The organism is Rubrivirga marina (assembly GCF_002283365.1).
In the GTDB taxonomy this organism is placed as follows: domain Bacteria; phylum Bacteroidota; class Rhodothermia; order Rhodothermales; family Rubricoccaceae; genus Rubrivirga; species Rubrivirga marina.
The window spans coordinates 777372-797179 of the sequence record NZ_MQWD01000001.1 but is presented as its reverse complement, the minus strand read 5'-3'; the positions used below and the strand labels follow the sequence as shown (position 1 = coordinate 797179).

General features: G+C 72.7%; 15 protein-coding genes. 10 read left to right on the top strand and 5 right to left on the bottom strand.

The features are described 5' to 3' along the window. The first annotated feature begins 101 nt into the window (after positions 1-101). The 5 genes from BSZ37_RS03130 (at position 102) to BSZ37_RS03110 (ending at position 5167) form a co-directional block, all read left to right on the top strand. A complete protein-coding gene (locus BSZ37_RS03130; protein WP_095509142.1) occupies positions 102-1865 on the top strand; it encodes a CTP synthase in 1764 nt (587 codons plus the stop codon). 149 nt (positions 1866-2014) lie between these two features. Then, on the top strand, positions 2015-2509 hold the full coding sequence (locus tag BSZ37_RS03125; RefSeq protein ID WP_179299454.1) for an NUDIX domain-containing protein: 495 nt from the start codon (positions 2015-2017) through the stop codon (positions 2507-2509). After that, on the top strand, positions 2506-3753 hold the full coding sequence (locus BSZ37_RS03120; protein WP_095509140.1) for a hypothetical protein: 1248 nt from the start codon (positions 2506-2508) through the stop codon (positions 3751-3753). The genes BSZ37_RS03125 and BSZ37_RS03120 overlap by 4 nt, the downstream gene beginning before the upstream one ends. Continuing rightward, positions 3725-4417: an ATP-binding cassette domain-containing protein gene (locus tag BSZ37_RS03115; RefSeq protein ID WP_095509139.1), complete on the top strand. Its 693-nt coding sequence runs from the start codon at positions 3725-3727 to the stop codon at positions 4415-4417. Before BSZ37_RS03120 ends, BSZ37_RS03115 begins: the two co-directional genes overlap by 29 nt. Positions 4418-4468: 51 nt before the next feature. Beyond that, positions 4469-5167, top strand: a complete 699-nt coding sequence (locus BSZ37_RS03110) for an esterase/lipase family protein (RefSeq protein WP_095509138.1) — start codon at positions 4469-4471, stop codon at positions 5165-5167. A 4-nt stretch (positions 5168-5171) separates the two neighbouring features. Here the strand turns inward: BSZ37_RS03110 and BSZ37_RS03105 are convergent, their stop codons facing one another. Next, a complete protein-coding gene (locus BSZ37_RS03105; protein WP_095509137.1) occupies positions 5172-7217 on the bottom strand; it encodes an ATP-binding protein in 2046 nt (681 codons plus the stop codon). A 147-nt stretch (positions 7218-7364) separates the two neighbouring features. Here BSZ37_RS03105 and BSZ37_RS03100 point away from each other — a divergent pair, with 147 nt between their 5' ends. The 4 genes from BSZ37_RS03100 (at position 7365) to BSZ37_RS03085 (ending at position 14062) form a co-directional block, all read left to right on the top strand. Then, positions 7365-9641, top strand: coding sequence for a DUF4331 family protein (locus BSZ37_RS03100; RefSeq protein WP_143537546.1), 2277 nt, complete (start codon positions 7365-7367; stop codon positions 9639-9641). Positions 9642-9740: 99 nt separating this feature from the next. Beyond that, positions 9741-11093, top strand: a complete 1353-nt coding sequence (locus BSZ37_RS03095) for a tetratricopeptide repeat protein (protein ID WP_095509135.1) — start codon at positions 9741-9743, stop codon at positions 11091-11093. Continuing rightward, positions 11094-11630, top strand: a complete 537-nt coding sequence (locus BSZ37_RS03090) for a hypothetical protein (RefSeq protein WP_095509134.1) — start codon at positions 11094-11096, stop codon at positions 11628-11630. 134 nt (positions 11631-11764) lie between these two features. Then, on the top strand, positions 11765-14062 hold the full coding sequence (locus tag BSZ37_RS03085; RefSeq protein ID WP_095509133.1) for a TonB-dependent receptor: 2298 nt from the start codon (positions 11765-11767) through the stop codon (positions 14060-14062). A 48-nt stretch (positions 14063-14110) separates the two neighbouring features. Here the strand turns inward: BSZ37_RS03085 and BSZ37_RS03080 are convergent, their stop codons facing one another. Together BSZ37_RS03080 and BSZ37_RS03075 are read right to left on the bottom strand one after the other, a co-directional pair. Beyond that, positions 14111-14686 (bottom strand): zf-TFIIB domain-containing protein, encoded by a 576-nt coding sequence (locus tag BSZ37_RS03080; protein ID WP_095509132.1) that lies wholly within the window; start codon positions 14684-14686, stop codon positions 14111-14113. A gap of 103 nt (positions 14687-14789) precedes the next feature. Further along, positions 14790-15083 carry a DciA family protein gene (locus BSZ37_RS03075; protein ID WP_179299453.1) on the bottom strand — a complete coding sequence of 98 codons (294 nt, stop codon included), beginning with the start codon at positions 15081-15083 and terminating at the stop codon, positions 14790-14792. Positions 15084-15130: 47 nt separating this feature from the next. On the opposite strand from BSZ37_RS03075, the gene BSZ37_RS03070 reads away from it, so the two are divergent. Further along, the gene (locus tag BSZ37_RS03070) at positions 15131-16447 is read left to right on the top strand and encodes a PQQ-dependent sugar dehydrogenase (protein ID WP_095509131.1); all 1317 of its coding nucleotides are present in this window, start codon (positions 15131-15133) and stop codon (positions 16445-16447) included. A 39-nt stretch (positions 16448-16486) separates the two neighbouring features. On the opposite strand, the gene BSZ37_RS03065 is transcribed toward BSZ37_RS03070, so the two are convergent. Continuing rightward, on the bottom strand, positions 16487-18268 hold the full coding sequence (locus BSZ37_RS03065) for a hypothetical protein (protein WP_095509130.1): 1782 nt from the start codon (positions 18266-18268) through the stop codon (positions 16487-16489). Between the two features lie 242 nt (positions 18269-18510). Then, on the bottom strand, positions 18511-19791 hold the full coding sequence (ftsZ, locus tag BSZ37_RS03060; RefSeq protein ID WP_095509129.1) for a cell division protein FtsZ: 1281 nt from the start codon (positions 19789-19791) through the stop codon (positions 18511-18513). Positions 19792-19808 lie beyond the last annotated feature (17 nt).

Here is a 19808-nt window from a genome sequence, read left to right as displayed (position 1 = left end):
GGCGGGGAGAGGGGATGGGGGGGCGCATGAAAGTCCGCCCGGAAGCAGGCGCGCGGGCGCCGGTCCCGTAGCTTGCGGGGCGAGCGTCCACACCCCCGCCGATGCCCGCCGACTCCGCCCCGACCAAGTTCCTCTTTGTGACCGGCGGCGTGACGTCGTCGCTGGGCAAGGGGATCGTCTCCGCCAGCCTCGGCCGGCTCCTCGAAGCGCGTGGGCTTCGAGTCACCATCCAGAAGTTCGACCCGTACATCAACGTCGACGCGGGGACGATGAACCCGTACGAGCACGGCGAGGTGTACGTCACCGACGACGGGGCCGAGACGGACCTCGACCTGGGCCACTACGAGCGCTACCTCGGCGTGCCCATGTCGCAGGCCAACAACGTGACGACGGGCCGCGTCTACTCGGGCGTCATCGCGAAGGAGCGCGCCGGCGCCTACCTCGGCAAGACGGTCCAGGTGGTGCCCCACGTGATCGACGAGATCAAGGGGTGGATGCGGCGGCTCGCCGAGACCGGCGACTATGACGTGATCATCACCGAGGTGGGCGGGACCGCGGGCGACATCGAGTCGCTCCCGTACCTCGAGGCCATCCGCCAGCTCTCGCTCGAGGAGGGCCGCGAGAACACGGCGCTCATCCACCTCACGCTGGTGCCGTACCTCGCCGCCGCCGGCGAGCTCAAGACGAAGCCGACGCAGCACTCCGTCAAGACGCTCCAGAGCTACGGCCTCCAGCCCGACGTGCTCGTGGCGCGCACCGAGCACCCGCTGCCCGAGGACGTCCGCCGGAAGATCGGCCTGTTCTGCAACGTGTCGTCGGAGGCCGTCATCGAAGCGCTCGACGCCGAGTCGATCTACGAGGTCCCGCTCCTGCTCCGCGAGCAGAAGTTCGAGGAGGTGGTCCTGAAGCGGCTCCAACTCACGGCCCCGCTCGACGTCGACCCGACGCCCGATCTCGAAGACTGGGTCGACTTTCTCCGCCGGCTCAAGAACCCCGAGGGGAAGGTGACGGTCGCGCTCGTCGGGAAGTACGTCGAGCACCAGGACGCCTACAAGTCGATCTCGGAGAGCTTCCTGCTGGCGGGCGCCAAGAACGGCGTCCAGGTCGAGGTCCGGAGCGTCCTCTCCGACGACGTGATCGAGGCGAACGTGGCCGAGACGCTCGACGGCGTCTCGGGCGTCCTGGTGGCGCCGGGCTTCGGCGACCGCGGGATCGACGGGAAGATCGAGGCGGTCCGCTGGGCCCGCGAGCGGGGCGTCCCGTTCTTCGGCATCTGCCTCGGGATGCAGGTGGCGACCATCGAGTTCGCCCGGAACGTGGCCGGCCTGGAAGACGCCCACTCGACGGAGTTCGAGCCCGACTCGCCGGCGCCGGTCATCTCGATGATGGCCGAGCAGAAGACCGTCACGGACAAAGGCGGGACGATGCGGCTCGGGGCCTACACCTGCGCGCTCGGCGAGGACACGCTCGCTCGTGAGGTGTACGGCGGCGCCGAGGCCGTCGAGGAGCGGCACCGCCACCGGTACGAGGTCAACAACGACCTCCGCTACAAGCTGCGCGAGGCCGGCCTCGTGTTCTCGGGCATGAACCCAAGTCGCGACCTCGTCGAGATCATCGAACTCCCCCGACCGGACGCGGGCGGCGACGGCGCACCGGCGTCGGAGTTGGCCCACCCGTGGTTCGTCGGCGTCCAGTTCCACCCGGAGTACCGGAGCCGTGTCCGCGAGCCGCACCCGCTGTTCGTCCACTTCGTGGCGGCGGCCGTGGCCCACGCTCAGGCCGGCGGCACGCTCGACGAGCCGAAGGCGCCGAGCCGCACCCGGAAGGTCCGCCGCGCGACGGCCCGCGTGCTGGCGGAGGAGTAGGGCTCGCTGCGCTCGGAGGTCCAGCGGCCCGGCTCTTTTCGACCGAGCCCTCTCCGCACTGGCGGGGATCTATGTGTCGCCTCGATCCGTCCGCCTCGGCCCGACAGCGCCCCGAGGCGGGCGCCCTCGATCCTCTACTCTCAACCCCGGTGCGCATCCCCGACGTCTACACCAACCGCGTTCGCGTGCGCGTCGGCGCCCTCGTCTTCGATGATCCGGACGACCCGTCGGCGGTGCTGCTGGCGGAGCACGAGGGGCTGTGGGAGGACCGGCCGTTCTGGACGCCTCCGGGCGGCGGCGTCGAGTTCGGGGAGGGGCTGGAGGAGGCGCTACGGCGCGAGGTGACGGAGGAGGCGGGCGTCGACGTCGAGGTCGGCCCGCTCCGGTACGCGATCGACTTCATCCGGCCGCCGCTGCACGCCGTCTCGTTCTACTTCGCCTGCCGGGCGCGTGACGTCGAGGCCGCCCGCCTCGGGACCGACCCGGAGCTGGGCGACCGCCAGTTGCTCCGCGGCCTCCGCCTCGTGCCCTTGAGCGAGCTCGGCCAGATCACGATCTACCCCGAGCCGTTCGCCTCCCGGCTGGCCGAAGACGCGCGAGCCGGCTTCCCGGACGGCACGGTGTACCTCGGCACGTTGCGGTGAGCGCGCTCCTCCCCGGATCGATGAGTCCTGTGGGGCGGTGGGCGCGCCTCGTGGGGTGGGGCGCCGCCGCTGTCGTCCTCGGCGCGCTGGCGGCGACGGCAGGGGAGGGGCTGGACCCCGCGGGGCGGGCGCGGCTGGTCCGGTACCTCACGATCCTGATCTCGGCCGGCCTGGCCGTCGGCGTGCAGCACGCACTGTACCCGTCGGCCGCGGTGCGGCGGCTGCAGCTCATCAACCCCGAGCCCGGGCGGCTCCTCCAGCACGCGCTCGGACGGTGGCTGCCGGTCCCGCTCGTGTTGTCGGTGCCAGCCGTTGTGATCGCCTTCGACGGGCGTGCGCCGCTGCTGGCCGCCGAGGGCTCGCTGTCGGTGCTGGCGGCCGGGCTCTACGCGTTCGCGCGGTTCGCGTCGCTCGGGCCCGTCGTCCGTGCGTGGGAGCGGGAGGAGGCGGGCGGTTGGTACCGGCGGCTCTACACCTGGGCGCCGTCGGTCCGCTACGGCGTGCCCGACGCGCTCGTCCCCGGCCTCAACCGGACCGGCGCCGTGTTCCTCGTCGGCGCGCTCTCGCCCCTCGTCGCCCAGACCCTGTCGAACGCGGGGGCCATCGTCGGGAGCGCGCCGTCCGCGCTCGTGGCTCCGCTCGTGGTGTTGGCCGTCACGGCGGTTCTCATCGCCCGGCTCCGAGCGACGTTCGACCGGGCGTTCTGGATCTCCCACGGCGTCTGGGCCGACGCCTTCCGCCAGGTCGAGCGGGCCGAGAGCCGCGAGCCGATCCGCGTCGAGGCCGTGTACTGGGCACCGCGCGGGCTCCGGCCAGCGGTGTGGGCCGGGCTCGTGTCGCTCGACCGTCGGTTCCCGCTGGGGCGCGTCGCCGCGCTCGGGCTGGCGCTCGTGGCCGCCGTTCACCTCGCCCGCCTCGGCGACGGCGTCGAGGCGGCCAGTCTCGCGCTCTACGTCGTGGTGATAAACGGCGCCGTCGCGCTCTCCGCCTCGGACAAGGTGCTACCGGCGGCGCGGACGGGGCGGCTCGGCGGGGTCGCTCGGTGGAGCGCCGCGCGGTTTCTGATGAACGTCCGTTGGCTGCCGCCGCTGGCCGGCGTGTTGCTCCTCCTGATCTGGCTGGCCGAGGACGTCAGCTGGAACGACCTCGCCGTGTGGACGCTCGTTGACCTGGGGGCGGCGTCGCTCATCGCCGGTCTCGTCACGCTCGCTGCTCATGTCCGCTTCCACCGTGCCGTCGCCTAGCCTCGTTCCCCTCCTCACGGTCCCCATCGACCGCCAGCACCCGCTCGTCGTCGATGGCGTGACGAAGCGGTACGTGTTCGGCCCGTTCGTGCTGCGCGGGCTGAGCCACACGTTCGCGCCCGGCACGGCAACGGCGCTCGTCGGCCCGAATGGCTCAGGGAAGTCGACGCTGCTCCGCGTGCTGTCGGCGCTCAGCGCTCCGACCGAGGGGCACGTCCGCTACGGCGAGCTCGACGTGCACGAGAGCCCGCATGCGTTTCTGGCGTCGGTCGGCGTCGTGCACGACCAGCCGGACGTGCCGGGCTACCTCACAGCCGTCGAGACGCTGGAGTGGATCGCCCGCGAGCGCGGTGCGTGGGACGAGGCGGCGCCCGAGCGGCACAGCGCGCTCCTCGACGCCGTCCGCCTCGACGAGCGGCGCGAGGCGCTCACCCGGACGTACTCGTCGGGCATGACGCGCAAGACGCAGGTGGCCGCCGCCCTGGCCGGGGCGCCTGCCGTTCTGTTGATGGACGAGCCGTTCCGTGCGCTCGACACCGAGGCGACCGAGGCGGCGCTCGACCTCATCGCCGCGTTCCGCGACGGCGGCGGCCTCGTCGTCCTGTCCAGCCACCGCGCCGACCTGCTGGACCGTCTCTGCGACGACCGGCTCGTTCTGGGCTGAGTGGTGCGATCGTACCAGACCGTCCGCCGAGTCGCCCCGTAGGGTCCCCGCATGGTCCGCCTCGTCTCGCTCCTGATCGCCGTCGCCACCCTCAGTGCGTGCGGGACCACGCGCCCGACGGAGGACCCGCGCGACCTCGTGGTCCTCGTCCATGGGATGGGGCGGACGCCGCTGTCGATGGTGCCGATGGGCATCGGCCTGCGGCGGGCCGGGTACCGCGTGCTCAACGTCGGCTACGACAGCGGGGCACCGAGCGTGGCGGAGATCGCGGCCGGCGTCGGGGCGGAGGTCAAGGCGGCGCTCGTCGAGCAGCCCGCGCCGCGTGTCCACTTTGTCGGGCACAGCCTGGGGACCGTCGTGATCCGCTGGCTCCTCGTCCACGACCCGCCCGAGGCGGCCGGCCGGGCCGTCCTGCTGGCACCGCCCAACCAGGGCTCCCACGAGGCGGATCGGTGGGCAGGGCTCGTCCGCTGGACCTTCCCGCCCATCACCGAGCTGCGGACAACGGGCGGCACCGCCGTCGACCTCGGGGCGCCTCCGGGCGTGGAGGTGGCCGTCATCGCCGCCAGCCGGGACGGGAAGGTGGCTGTCGAAGAGACGTGTTTGGAGGGCGCGGCCCACGCCGTCGTCTCGTCGGGCCACACGTTCGTGATGATGCGGCCCCGCGTGATCGGGATGGTGCGGACGTTCCTCGCCGGCGAGCCGCTGCCCGGCGACTCCGACACGGCCTGCGCCGACGTTCTCGGCTGATCCCTCAGCCGCCCGTCTCGATGTCCCAGAGCGCGTCGACGACGTGGTCGACGCCGCGCCCGAGGTGGCGGCGGTAGGTGCTGAACGGGACGCCGAGCCGTTCGGCCGCGAGGGCCTGTGTCGGGGCCGGCCGGAAGTAGGTCGTGTCGAGCGCTCGGAAGTAGGGCCGGTCCCGGATCCCCTGGTTGAGCTCGTCGGCCGCCTCCGAGAGGAGCGTGCGGAGCGCCTCGACGGGGTCCCCGTCCTGCTCGCGGACGAGGCGGGCCTCGAGGAGGGGGCTGTCGGAGAGCAGGTGCGGCCGGGCGTAGCCTCTCAGCGCGTCCCGGACGGCCTCCGTGAACGCCTCGCGGCCCAGCACCACGACCGAGTCGTCCGGGCGCGGGGGGGACACGCCGGAGGGTGACCACGCCGCGATCGAGTCGAGCCAGGCGTCGGGCGGCGTGGCCCGCCAGTCCTTGCTGAACGCCGCCAGGGGGCCGCCGTCGACCTCGGCGGCCGGCAGCCGCTTCAGGCCGACGATCTCGAACACGGGGGTCCAGAGCGCGGGCGCGGCCGTAAGGAGGACCGAGGTGGCCAGGCTCGGCGTGGAGAGGTAGCGCTCGACGGTCCGGACGAAGACGAGGCTCTGGACGGCCGAGATGCCCTGCCCGGCTTCGGCGTCGAGCCACGACCGGAAGAGGAGGCCCCGTTCGCCCTCTCGGAGGCGGGTGCCGACGGCGTCCCACACGGCCGCGACGACGGAGTCGGCGGCCCGCTCGTCGTCGGCGAGCGCGTCGAGCGAGAGCGTGAGGAGGAAGCCGGCCACGCCGCCGCCCTCAGCGTAAAACACCTCGGCCGCCTCGGGGCGCCTCTCGAGCCAGCCGGCGACGGCCTCCGCCTCGTCCTCGCCGTGGTGGTCCGTGACGAGCGCGCGGATGGCCGCGGCGTCGCCGTCGCGGAGCGGACCGGACCCCGCGAGGTGGGCGTCGGCCCATGCGGTCTGGAGGCTGGCGAGGAGGGGCTCGACCACCGCGTTGTGGCGGTAGAGGTGGAGGTAGTCTGCGAAGGCCTGGTGGCGGTCGGCTTCGGTCGGAGCGGAGCGGAGCCGGTCGACGAAGTGGCGGCGCGCACGGGCGTGGACGGTGGCGTACCGGTCCTGGTCGCGCCAGCGGAGGTCCGCCTCGATCGTCTCCCGGACGACATCGTGGAGGCGGGCGCCGCGCGCGTCGGTTTCCACGAACGCGAGGCCACGGAGCCACGCGAAGAGCGCGTCGGCCTCGGCGTCATTGGGGAGGAGGGCCCCCAGGAGCGGGACCGTGACGGAGCGGACGACCGACGCCCCTTCAAGTGCCGCGCGGTGGGCCGGCGACGGGACCGACGACACGAACCGCTCGAGCAGGTCGCTGAGAAGGCCCGGCTCCGTGCCGGGATCGAACGGGCCGCCGCCCGACTGACGGAGGCGCTCCGTCACGAGGGCGAGAGCCAGAGGGTGGCCGTGCGTGAAGGCCTGCACGCGGGCGTGGGCCTCCTCTGGGATGCCCCGGTCCGAGAGGTACGTCGCGGCCTCATCGGGGGCGAGGGCGCGGAGCTCGATCTCCACGGCCTCGCCGGGCCACGCCGTCCGCCAGTCGGCCGACGGCCGGTTGCGGCCCGCCAGCACGACGAGGTCCGAAGCCCGGAGGCCCGGCACGAACGTTCGCCGGAGCCACCCGTCGAGCGGCTCGATTTGCTCGTATGTGTCGACGAGGAGGATGCGCCGATCGGCGTCGGCCGAGAGCGCGGCGTCGGCGGCTTCCGCGAAGGCGACCGGCGTCGGGTCGAGGTCGCGCCCGTCGAGCCGGGCGACGGCCACGCCCGCCTCGATGCCGAGGCGGGCGACTTCGTCGAGGAGCGCCGTCTTGCCGATGCCGCCCGGCCCGTGAACGAGCGCGAGGTGGAAGGGGAGCGCCTCCGCGTCGAGGGCGTCCGCGAACCGCGACAGCTCCCGCTCACGCCCGACGAACCGGCGGTGGCGGGCCGCCTGGAGGCGGTCGCCGAGGGTGGCCGTGGAGGGGGGGGAGGAGGCGCGCAACGGGGGCGGGAGGGGGCGAATTGGCTTTCCTGACGCGGAAGTGGGGGTCTCTCCTACGAAGGTGAGCAGTGAATGAGCATACGCCGGACTCGTGAGTGAGCACCATCCAGAGCTTCCTTATTGACTCCTTTCCCTCCCCTCCCTCTCATGACCCCATTGCGAACCCTCTTGATGGGCGCGGCCGCGGCCGGTCTCATCCTGACCGCCGGCCTCCTGGCCCCGCCCCCTTCCGACGCGTCGAGCCACCGCGAGGCCCCGCTCATCGCCGACGACCCGCTCGCCGACAACACGGACGTCTACGCCTTCCGTGACCCCAACGACGACGGCAACGTCATCATCGTCGCCGACTACATCCCGCTCTCGCACCCCGAGGGCGGCCCGAACTACAACCACTTCGGCGAGAACGTCCGCTACGAGATCCACGTCAAGAACCAGACGTCGGCCGGCATGCTCGGCTCGGCCACGGACGACGTGACCTACCGGTTCACGTTCGACCGGGCCAACGAGGACCCCTCGACGTTCTTCAACATCCGCCTCGGCGCGGAGAACCTGAACACGAGCTACACGCTCGAGAAGAGCACCGACGGCGGCGCCTCGTTCCAGACGATCGTGACCGACGGCTACACGCCGCCGGCCAACATCGGCCCGCGCTCGATCGAGTCCGGCGCCGGGCTCAACACGACGTACGAGGACCTCACGCAGCAGGCCGTCGTGACGGCTACGACCGGTGAGACCGTGTTCGCCGGCCCGCGCGACGACCCGTTCTTCGTCGACCTCGGCGGCGTGTTCGACCTCGGCGGCATCCGCCAGCAGTTCGGCACCGACGGGACGCCCGGCGAGATGACGAACCCGGCCCTCGCCCGGGACGCCGTCGCCGGCTACAACACCCACGCCCTCGTGCTCTCGATCCCGATCGAGATGCTCCAGAAGGACGGGATGTCGGCCGACGACGCGGACTCGATCCTCGACCCGAACTTCGTGATCGGCGTGTGGGCCTCGGCCTCGCGGCCGCAGTTCACGAGCCTCTCGAGCGACCCGCAGAACCCGGAGCCGCAGGTCTCGGGCCGGTACGTCCAGGTCTCCCGCCTCGGCATGCCGCTGACGAACGAGGCCATCATCCCGATCGGGATGAAGGACTACTGGAACTACACCTCGCCCTATGACGAGGACGAGCAGGAGTTCATCCAGTACTTCGCCAACCCGGAGCTCGGCCTCTACATGGGCAACGGCGCCTTCGGCGGCGCGGTCCCCGGCCTCTCCGACGACCTGTCGATCCAGATGAACGCGCTCGCGGGCGTGTTCGGTGACCTCGACGGCGATGGGAACGAAGGGTTCAACTTCAACACCAACTTCGGCGAGATGAACGACTCCGACGGCGTCTACGACATCGTCGAGGCCATCGTGGCCGGCGACGTGCCGTTGGAGTTCGTGGCCGGGTCGGCGTTCGACGACAGCGTCGCCCCGCTCCGCCCGCTCGGGGCGAACAGCGTGACCGCGCTCGCCGGCGACAACCAGCCGCGGCTCGTGGACATCTTCCCGATCTTCTACTTCGGCGTCCCGAACCTGGCGCCGTACCAGCTCCTGACCGGGAAGACGGGCGGCAACCCCCTCACCGAGGGCAAGCCGTTCATCCACAACTTCCTCCCGATCACGCAGACGCCCGACGGCGGGCTCTGGGGCGGCGACATGCTCCGCCTCAACATGGCGACCCCGACGACGGACCGCTCCTCGAGCGAGTTCACCGACTGGGCCCGCCTCGGGCTCATCCGCGCGGCGGCCATCGGCCTGACCGTGCCGGACTTCGCCAACACGGACCTGGAGTTCATCCCGCACATGGACGGCTTCCCGAACGGGCGCCGCCTCGAGGATGACGTGACCGGCATCGCGCTGCAGGCCGTCGGCGGCCTCGTGCTCACGGCCGTGGGCGTCCTCGAGGACGACTACACCGGGAGCGATTACATGGGCGCGCTCGTCACGCCGCAGACGCTCTCCGAGCTCGACTTCGTGGCCGGCCCGACCCGCAACGACGTTGCCCTCCGGAGCGACTTCCCGTACCTCGCCAACCCGCACCGCGGGTACGACTACGTGCGGGACCAGACGACGGGCGCCCCGCGCGCTCGGTTCGCCACGTCGGGCGGCATGGGCGTCGGCGCGCCGTCGGGGATGATCCTCGACCAGAGCTTCCCGAACCCGACCGCCGGCAACTCGACGGTCCGGTTCCAGCTCCCGCGCACGGCGACGGTTCGCGTGGACGTCTATGACGTCCAGGGCCGCCGCGTCCAGACGCTCACCGACCGGCGCTACCAGCCGGGCGCGCACGACGTCGACTGGGACGCCTCCGGCCTCGCCACGGGCACCTACCTCTACCGCCTGATGGTGGACGGGGAGCTCGTCGCGACGAAGCGGGCGACGGTCGTCCGCTAACGGGCGCACGCCTCGACCGACCCGCCTGGCGGGTCCGGGGGGGCGGGGCCGAACACGCTCCGCCTCCTCTTTTCCTTTCTCTCGGATTCCCTTCTTCCCATGACTCCTCGCACCGCCCGTCTCCTGGCCGTCGGACTCGTGCTGGCCGCCATCGGCGTCGTCGGCTACCTGTGGCTCGACCGCGAGCCCGCGCCGCTCCCCCAGGACCACGCCCAGGTCGCCCCCGGCGACCGGTTCGCCAACGCCGAAGAGGCCGTCGACTACTACCGCGCGCTCCTCCGCCGCGAGCCCGACGCCGTCGAGCCGCGCGTCCGCCTCGCCCACGCGCTCCTCCAGCTTGGCGAAGAGCGCGGGACGCAGGCCGAGACCATCCCCGAGGCGGAGGAGCTCCTCGCCGAGGCCATCGAGATGGCGCCCGACCACTACTACGCGCGGACGCTCCAGGCGTCGCTGTTCAACACGCTCCACATGTTCGAGGAGGCGCGCGACCTCTCGCGCGAGCTCCTCGAGGAGTACCCGCACCACGCCTACGTCCACGGCACGCTCGTCGACGCGCTCGTGGAGCTGGGTGAGTACGACGAGGCCGTCCGCGTCTCGGACCGGCTCCAAGCGCTGAAGCCGGGTCTCCCGGCGTATTCACGCGCGAGCTACCTCCGCGAGCTCCACGGGGACACCGAGGGCGCGATCCAGGCCATGCGCTACGCCGCCGACGCGGCGCCATCGGGCCGCCCCGAGCGGGCCTGGGCGCTGTACCACCTCGCGGGCCTCTACCTCGGCGACGCCAAGGCCGACACGGCGGCGTTCCTCTACAGCGGCATCCTCGAAGAGAAGCCGGACTTCGTGCCCGCGCTGGCGGGCCTTGGCCACGTCGCCCTCGTGAAGGGCGACGCCGACGAGGCCGTCCGCCAGCTCGAGGAGGCCCGGGCGCTCGAGCCGCTCGGGGTCATCGACGAGCTCCTCGTCGAGGCCTACCTCGCCGTAGGCGACGAGGCGAAGGCGGAGGCCGCGGCCGAGCGCGTCCACGAGGCGCTGCTCGAGGCGCGCGGCTTCGGCGAGATCGTCGACATGGAGGAGGCCGACTTCCTGATCGACCGTGGGGAGGATTTGGAGCGCTCGCTCCAGATGGCGAAGGAACAGCAGGCCCGCCGGCCGGGCCACCTCCACGCGAACGAGACCTACGCCTGGGCGCTTCACCACGTCGGCCGCTCGGCGGAGGCCATCCCCTACATCGAGCGCGCGATGCGGCTCGACACGGGCGACGCGATGGTCCACTACCGCGCCGCGCGGATCTACGAGGGCGCCGGCCAGGCCGCCGAGGCGGCCCGCCACCTCCAGCTCGCGCTCGACGGCAACCTCTACGTCGAGAGCCCGAGCGCGGCGACCGAGGCGCAGACGCTCATGGCGTCGCTCGGCACGGGCACCCCGATCCGCGCCACGAGCGCCACCCGCTAGATGCGCCGCCGCGCCTCGGCGAGTCGGACCGAGCGCGCCCTCCGGGGCGCGCTGGTCGCGCTCGTCGTGGCGGGCTACGTCCTCGCACTCGGGACGACGGCGTCGGGCGAAGGGCTCAAGCTGCTCCCGCACCTCGCCCTCGAACACGCGCCGACGGCGCCCGCCGCGCCCCACCTCGTGGGCGACCAGGAAGGCGACCGCGATGTGCTCCGGACGCTCCGCCCGAAGGCGCACGCGCACGACGACCACAAGCATCGGCACGCGTCCGATCCGGTGCGGGAGACGATCCACGTGCTCGCGACGCCGCCCGAGGCGCGGGGCCTCCACGAGCACGAGGGCGCGGTCCACCGCCACGACACGGCGCCGACGGAGCAGCACGTCGTGGTGACGGTCTCGCTCGACAAGCACCGGCTGCCGGCGACGCCCGGCGTCCCGGCGCCCGCAGTCGCCGCGGTCCCCCTCGGTGGGGAGCGGATGGCTCCACCCGCCTCGGTCGATCCTTCGGTAGAGACGCCGCCGCCGATCCGGCGCGGCTGAGCGCGTCCGCCAGCTCTGGCGGCACGTCTGGACCTCCGGGCCGCCCCTGGCCCGAGCCGCCGCGCGTGGGCGCGGCGGCCCCCGCCGTGCGCACGACGCACGGTGCCTGTCTCTCTACTGACCCCTCTCGACCGATGCCTTCGCTTCTCCGCCGCCTCGCGCGGCTCACCGCCCTGCTCGCACTCCTCGCGGGTGCCGCCTCCGCCCAGTCCACCGGCCGCCTCGTTGGCACCGTCACCGAGGCCGGCACCGCCCGGCCGCTCGCCGACGTCAACGTCGCCCTCGTCGGCTCCGACCGCGGCGCCGTCACCGACGCCGACGGCCGCTTCGACCTCGACGTGCCAGTGGGCACCGTCACCCTCCGCGCCTCGTCCGTCGGCTACAGCGACGCCGACGAGACCCTAACCGTCCGCGCGGGCGAGACGACGAGGGTCGTGCTCGTGCTCGTGTCGACGGATGCCGACCTGGGCGAGGTCGTCGTGGAGGGCCGGTTGACGAATCTCGTCGGCGTGGCGAATGCCGCGTCGTCCGGGCTCGTGGGGCAGGCGCAGATCGCCGTCCGTCCGCTGCTCCGCGTGGGTGAGGTCTTGGAGACGGTGCCCGGCGCCATCGTCACGCAGCACAGCGGGTCGGGGAAGGCCAACCAGTTCTTCCTCCGCGGCTTCAACCTGGACCACGGGACCGACTTCGCGGCCTCCGTCGACGGCGTCCCGATGAACCTGCCGACGCACGCGCACGGCCAGGGCTACCTCGACCTCAACTTCCTGATTCCCGAGCTGGTGGAGACGGTCGCTTTCGAGAAGGGCCCGCAGAACGCGGCGGCCGGCGACTTCGCCACGGCTGGCCGTGCCGAGATCCGCCTCGTCCGTCGCCTCGACGCCGGCCTCGCCGAGGCCGAGGCGGGGTCGGACGACTTCGTGGCGGCGCTCGTGGCCGACTCATGGCGCCTCGGCAGAGGCGACCTGCTGGTCGCGCTCCGTGGTCAGTACACCGACGGCCCGTGGGTCCAGCCCGAGAATGGGACGCTGGCGAGCGGCGTGCTGAAGTACTCGACCGGGAGCACGCGCAATGGCCTCGAGGTCACCGCGATGGGCTACCACAACGACTGGACGGCGACCGACCAGATCGCCCGCCGCGCCGTGCCCGGCCTCGTCACGCGGTTCGGCACGCTCGACGCGACGAATGGCGGGACGACGGGCCGCTACACGCTCGCCGGCACGTGGCGCCGGTCGACCGACGCCGGCCAGCGGACGCGGGCGACAGCCTACGCCGCGGCCTACCACCTCAACCTGTTCTCCAACTTCACCTACTTCCTCGACGACCCCGACCAAGGCGACCAGTTCGAGCAGGCCGACCGCCGTGCGTATGCGGGTGCTGACGTCGCGCATTCGTGGCGCATGGGCGGAATCGGCCGGGCGAGCGAGACGACGGTTGGGGCCGACCTTCGGCACGACCAGATCTTCGGCGTCGGCCTCTTCCGGACGTCAGCGCGGGAGCGGGTCGGGACCGTCCGCGACGACGAGGTCGCGCAGACGCGCGGCGGCGCCTACGTCTCGAACGAGACGCGCTGGACGGAGTGGCTCCGGACGACGCTTGGCCTCCGCGGCGACGTCTACGCGTTCGACGTGACGAGCGACCGCGAGGTCAACTCGGGCGGGGAGACAGCCTTTATCGCCAGTCCGAAGGTGGGCTTGGCGCTGGGCCCATGGGCCGAGACGGAGGTGTACCTCAACGCCGGCCTCGGCTTCCACAGCAACGACGCGCGCGGGACGGTCATCGCGGTCGACCCCGCGACGGGCGAGGCCGTCGACCCCGTGGACCCGCTCGTGCGGACGCGCGGCGCCGAGGTCGGGGCGCGGACGGCGGCCGTCGACGGGCTCCAGTCGACCGTCGCGCTGTGGGCGCTCGAACTCGAGTCGGAGCTCGTGTTCGTTGGCGACGCGGGCGGGACGGAGCCGAGCGACGCCAGCCGTCACGTCGGCGTCGAGTGGACCAACTTCTACCGCGCCACCGACTGGCTCCAACTGGCCCTCGACGTGGCGCTGACGCGCTCGCGCTACACCGCGGGCGAGTCCGACGGCGATCGGATCGAGAACTCGATCGGACGCGTGGTCACGGGGGGCGTCTACGCCGGCCGGCCCGACGGGTGGATCGCCAGCCTCCAGGTCCGCCACCTCGGCCCGCGCCCGCTCACGGCCGACGGCGCCTTCCAGGCCGAGGCGTCCACGCTCGTCAACGCCCGCGTGGGCACGACGCTCGGGCCGGTCGCCGTCGCGCTCGACGTGCTCAACCTGCTCGACTCGGACGCGGCCGACGTGAGCTACCTCTACACGTCGCGCCTGCCGGGCGAGCCGGCGGCGGGCGTCGAGGACGTCCACTTCCACCCGGTCCTCCCGCGGAGCGCGCGGCTCTCGGCGGCGCTGCGCTTTTAGGCCCCGACTCCGCCCGCCTCGGTCACGGCGCCGAGGCGGGCGGGGCGGCTAATCGGCCGTCTCCTGGGGCTCGTCTGGGCGCTCGCGGAGGCGCGAGAAGATGAGGTGCCGCTGGGGGTGCTGCCACGCCCACGCGCGGAAGCCGTCGACCCGGTCGAGGTCCTCGCCGAGACGGTCGCGGAGCCGGTCCTCGTAGCCGTCGTGCGCGACCTCGCGATCGGCCTGGCGCTGCCACGCGTCCGTGAGGAGGGCCGGGAGCCGGTTGAGGAGGCCGGCCTCGACGGTCGCGTCCCACTCCTCGCCGTCGAACCAGACGCCCCCGCACGTGGCGCAGCGGTCGAGCCAGAACCCGCCCTCGGGACGGACGCGGTAGCGGCTCATGATGTGCTGGTCTTGCGGGCACAGCTTCGCCCGCTTCACGTCGCCGACTTCGTCGGACGAGGGGACGGCCTCGGCTGGCGGGTCGGCGGGCTCGTAGTGCTCACGCCACGCGAAGTAGAGGTCGGCCGGGAGGAACGTGCCGTGGTCGCGGGGGCAGCGGAAGCCGCGGAGGGACCGGCCGCCGGCCTCGGCCTCGAGGAGGGTCGACCGGTCGAGCTCGGCGTCGCAGAGGGGGCAGGTCACGGGAATCGGGTGGGTGAGGCCGGAAGCTACCCGCGGGGCTTCGTGGCACCGCCGGACGCTCCCCGAGTCCGTCCGCCTCGGCGCCGAGGCGGAGGCGGCCGACCTACCGGAACACGACCTCGTCGACGACCTCGCGGCCGAGGTGCTGGTTCATCCGCTCGCGCCACTGCTGGCGCTGGAACTGGAGTTGGTGCCGCCACGCCGACGACCGGACCTTGACGTGGAGCGTCCCGTGCCGCATCCAGACCTGCTCCGTCACGTTCGCGATGGCCTCGCCCACGACCTCCGGCCACGCCTCCACGGCCCGCGCCGCGTCGAACCGCTCGCGGTAGCCGTAGCGGTCGACGAGCTCGGAGAGGACGGACCCGAGGGATTGAGGCTGGTTCGAGGAGGGCACTGGGGCGGCGGAGCGACGTTGACAAGCTAGGTCCCCCTCCCACCCCGATGCGACTCCTCCTGCTCTCTGTCCTCCTCGCGGCGTGCTCTTCGTCTGGCCCATCGGTGCCGTCTGCGCCTCCGGCCGCCTCGGGCACCGCCGCGGCCGACACGACGCTGCCCGGCGCCGTCCGCACGGCGCCCCTCACCCCGACGCCCATCGAGATCGAGGCCGGCGACCTTCCCGAGCCGTACGCGACCGAGTCGGTACGCAACGGGGCCGACGTGATCGACGTGCCGGACGACGCGGTCCTGAACGTGCCAGCTGGCTTCGCCGTCCAGGTCTGGGCGGAGGATCTCGACAGCCCGCGCTGGCTCGCGCTCGACCCAGAAAACAACGTGCTCCTCGTCGAGAGCCGCGAGAACCGGATCAAGCGCCTCCGCGACGCGGACGGCGACGGGGTCGCTGAGTCGGTCGAGACGATCGCCACCGACGCCAACGGCCTCGACCTCCCGATGGGTCTCGCGTTCGTCGACGGCGATCTCTACGTCGGCAACACGTCGGACGTGCGGCGCTACGCCTATTCGAGTGGGGGGAGGGTCGAGGGCGAGGGGGCCGTCGTCACGGACCTGCCCGGCCGTGGGTACAACCAGCACTGGACGCGGAACGTCGTCGCCAGCCCGGACGGCGACAGCCTCTACGTGACGGTCGGCTCCGAGTCGAACGTGGACGTCGAGGAGCTGCCGCGCGCGTCGGTGTTCCGGATGGCGCCCGACGGCTCAGGCCGAGAGACGGTCTCGTTCGGCCTCCGCAACCCCGTCGGCCTCGACTTCCACCCCATGACGGGCGTCCCGTACACGACCGTCAACGAGCGCGACGGGCTGGGCGACGACCTCGTCCCGGACTACCTCACGGCCATCGGCTCCGATGCCTCGGGCGAGCCGCGCTTCTACGGCTGGCCCTACACGTACTTCGAGCCGGACAACCTCGACCCGCGGCGAATGGAGGGCGACCGGAGCGAGGCGCCCGACCTCGCGGCGCGGACCGCGATGCCGGACGTCCTGTTCCAGGCCCACTCGGCCGCGCTCGGCCTCCAGTTCTACGACGGCCAGACCTTCCCCCAGCGCTACCGGGGTGGGGCGTTCGTCGCCATGCGCGGCTCGTGGAATCGGGACCCGGGGACCGGCTACAAGGTCGTCTTCGTGCCGTTCGAGGACGGTCGGCCCGTCGGCCACTACGAGGACTTCCTGACCGGCTTCCTCATCGATCCCTCGGGCCCGACCACGTTCGGGCGCCCCGTAGGCCTGCTGGTGCTCCCCGACGGGTCGCTCCTCGTGACGGAGGAGATCAACGGGCGGATCTACCGCGTGAGCTACACCGGGTAGCTCACCACTCCGTCCGCCTCGGCGCCGAGGCGGGCGGGGTCAGGCGCGCGTCGCGAGGTGCCAGAGGAAGCCGATCTCGTCGCGGGAGGTGATCCCGAGCGCGACGAGGCCGGCGACCGCTAGCAGGAACGGGAGGCCGAATCCAAGGAGGATGGCCCGCGCGGGCGGCGCGTGCGTCACGGCCTGGAGGTCCCACATCATCTTGTAGCCGGCCACGACCTCGATCAGCAGCCCGACGCCGAGGACCGTCGGGGCGAGGACCGTCGCGAGTTGCGGGTCGATGCTGCCGAGGAGGAGCGAGAGGATCATCAGCGGGAACCAGCCCCAGCGGCACCAGACCGCGAGCGAGAGCGCCTGCGCGGGCCGCAACCGACGTCGCCCGGTGATGACGTTGAGCCAGATGAGGTTGAGCAGGAGCCACGCGGCGTACGCCAGCGCCAGCACGCCGACGAGCAGGAGCGGCTGGCCGAGGAGGCTCGTGAGCCGGGCCTGACCATCGAGCGTCCATGACGAGGTGGCCGCCACGAGCGCGTCGGTCCGCGCCAGCGCCCGCAGCACCGACGTCCCGACGACGCCGGCCGCCAGCGTGAGGGCGAGCGCGAGGCCCGACGTCTCGAACGCCGACAGGTCGAACCCGCGCTGGACGGCCTCGCGGTACAGGTCGCGCCGGCCGAAGTAGCGCGGCGCGAGCGACCCGAGCCGCGGCGCCCCGGCATAAAACACGCCGAGGCCGAGCACGAGCCCCCAGCCGATAAGCAGGAGCGGCGACGCGCGTCGCTCTTGCCGGGCCTCGGAACCCGCGTCGAAGGCGAACACGCGCTGGCGGCCGGTCCAGAACCCGCTCGCGACATCGAGCGCCGGCCGTGGCTCGTCGCCGGGCCCGAGCAGACCGAAGCGGGTGCCCGTGACCTCGGCGCGCTGATCGCGCTCCACGCGGTCGGCGTCCGTGTCGCGCCAGCGGTAGACGAAGGCGGCGGCCGGGGGCTCGCTCAGTCCGAGGAGGTCGGTGAAGGCGTTCTCGAGGGTCCGCGCCTGGGCGGCCTCTGTCCCGAGCGTCCGCCAGCCGCCGGGCTGGCCGGGCCGGACGCCCGTGCCCATCGACGCCAGGCCCACCGGCGTGTCGTGCTCGGTACGCCAGCGACGAAGGAGCGCCACCGGGTCGCCGTCGCGGGCATCGAGGAGCACGAGGTCGACCGTCCGCGCCGACCGGTCGTCGACGGGGAAGCGGCTGACGTAGTAGGTCTGGGTGCCCTCGGCGCCGCGGTCGTGGGCGAGTTCGGTCAGCGCCTCGAAATACGGCCGCGCGCGTGGGTCGCTCGTGTCGCTCGACTGGGCGAGGCCGAAGTGGCGGGCGGCCGAGTACGGCCGGGAGCGGTCGAGCGCCTCGGCGAGGAGTTGGGCCGCCTCGTCGGTCCGCGCGCGGAGGAACAGGGCCGGGAGGCCCTCGATCGGGAGGTCCTGCCAAAGCGCGATGCCGAGCCGGCTGGCGGCGTCGAGCACGGCCGTCTCCTCGATCAACTCGGTACGGACCGCTCGGACGCCCGCGCGACGCATCGCCACGAGGTCGGCCACGGCCGCCTCGGCGTCGGCGGGGGCGTTCCAGACGACGCCCGCGAGGCTCGGGTCGAGGGGCGGAAACGGCCCCCGCGGCGCGAGCGCGGCCGAGTCGAGCCGGGCCCGCGGGCTCGCCGAGGCGGGCGCGGACGGCGCCGTCGAGTCGACCGCCGCCGAGTCCGCCGACGGGGCGGGGCGGGCGGGCGGCGTCTGAGCGGAGAGAGAGGCCGCCAGCAGGAGGGCGGCGAGGGCGGTTAGACGGGACACGGGCAGGGTGAGGCCGGCCGAGAGTACGCACGCCGCGCCGCCGCGTTCGCCCGTCCCTCAAGGATGGCGCCCGGACAGAAGAGGCCCCGCCGGGCGGAGATCCGGCGGGGCCTCAGGACAACCCTGGCGAAGTTGTCCGGGGGGATCGTTGCGTCCCAGCCCGAGGGTAGGGACGGCGAGTGCCACAGGTCCGTCACACCCGAGATGTGGGAAAAACGTCGGCGGACGGGCCCTGGTATCCGCTAGTCCATCATGCGGCGGAGGAAGGCCGGCACGTCCGTGTCGTCCTTGTTGATCCGCTCGCGGCGTGGCGGGGTGGCGTTCGGGAGCGGGCGGACGTTCGACGGGCGGCGCCCCTCGGCCTTCTCGCGGTCCGCGACCTCCTCGTCCTCGCGGACGCGCTCGGGGTGGAGCGGTGCGCGGCGCTCGTAGGCCGGCACGTCGAGCGTCTTGAGGTTGTCCTCGCCCTTGTAAGGCGGGGCCCCGCCGTTCGACCCGAGCACGACGCGCGGCCGCTGAGCCGGCGCCTCCGCCTCGTCCTGGCGGCCGGTTTGATCGAACCCGGTGGCGATGACCGTCACCCGGAGCGAGTCGCCGAGCGTCTCGTCGATGACCGTGCCGAAGATGACCTCGGCCTCCTCGCCCGCCTCGGTCTGGATGACCGAGGTGGCCATGGTCGCCTCGCGGATGCCGAGGTCGACGCCGGCCGTGATGTTGACGAGCACGTTCCGCGCGCCCGCGATCGAGATGCCGTCGAGGAGCGGGCTCGAGATGGCCTCCTTGGCCGCGCGCTCGGCCCGGCGCTCGCCCGAGGCGATGGCGCTCGACATGAGCGCCGTCCCGCCGTCGAGCATCGTCGTCCGGACGTCGGCGAAGTCGAGGTTGATGAGGCCGTGGACCGTGATGAGCTCCGAGATCCCGCGCGTGGCGTTGTAGAGCACGTCGTCGGCCATCTCGAAGGCCTCCACGACCGTCGTGTTGTCGTCGGCGACGTCGAGGAGCCGCTCGTTCGGGATGATGATGAGCGTGTCGACGACCTCGCGGAGCTGCTCGATGCCCTGCTCGGCCATCTTGCCGCGCTTGCGGCCCTCGGCGTTGAACGGCTTCGTCACGACGGCCACCGTGAGGATGCCCATCTTCTTGGCGAGCGCGGCCACGACGGGCGCCGCGCCCGTGCCGGTCCCGCCGCCCATGCCAGCCGCCACGAAGACCATGTCGGCCCCGTCGAGGGCCGCCTCGATCTCGCGCTGGCTCTCCTGCGCGGCGCTGGCGCCGACGGTGGGCCGGGCGCCGGCGCCAAGCCCCTTGGTGAGCTCGCGGCCCACCTGGATCTTGCTCGGCGCCTGGTTGGCCTGGAGCGCCTGGGCGTCGGTGTTGATGGCGACGAACTCGACGCCATGGATGCCCTTCGCGAGCATGTTGTTGACGGCGTTGCCGCCTCCGCCGCCCACGCCCACGACACGGATCAGGGCCGTGTCCTGTGCGTCGTCGTCGAATGCAAATCGGGTGCTGAAATCGTCCATTGGGGTCCCTCCGAAAG

Bases quoted from the DNA above. Each gene is read 5' to 3' on its own strand.
- BSZ37_RS03130 (WP_095509142.1), top strand. From the start codon at position 102: ATGCCCGCCGACTCCGCCCCGACCAAGTTCCTCTTTGTGACCGGCGGC.
- BSZ37_RS03115 (WP_095509139.1), top strand. From the start codon at position 3,725: ATGTCCGCTTCCACCGTGCCGTCGCCTAGCCTCGTTCCCCTCCTCACG.
- BSZ37_RS03110 (WP_095509138.1), top strand. From the start codon at position 4,469: ATGGTCCGCCTCGTCTCGCTCCTGATCGCCGTCGCCACCCTCAGTGCG.
- BSZ37_RS03100 (WP_143537546.1), top strand. From the start codon at position 7,365: ATGACCCCATTGCGAACCCTCTTGATGGGCGCGGCCGCGGCCGGTCTC.
- BSZ37_RS03095 (WP_095509135.1), top strand. From the start codon at position 9,741: ATGACTCCTCGCACCGCCCGTCTCCTGGCCGTCGGACTCGTGCTGGCC.
- BSZ37_RS03090 (WP_095509134.1), top strand. From the start codon at position 11,094: ATGCGCCGCCGCGCCTCGGCGAGTCGGACCGAGCGCGCCCTCCGGGGC.
- BSZ37_RS03085 (WP_095509133.1), top strand. From the start codon at position 11,765: ATGCCTTCGCTTCTCCGCCGCCTCGCGCGGCTCACCGCCCTGCTCGCA.
- BSZ37_RS03070 (WP_095509131.1), top strand. From the start codon at position 15,131: ATGCGACTCCTCCTGCTCTCTGTCCTCCTCGCGGCGTGCTCTTCGTCT.
- ftsZ (WP_095509129.1), bottom strand. From the start codon at position 19,791: ATGGACGATTTCAGCACCCGATTTGCATTCGACGACGACGCACAGGAC.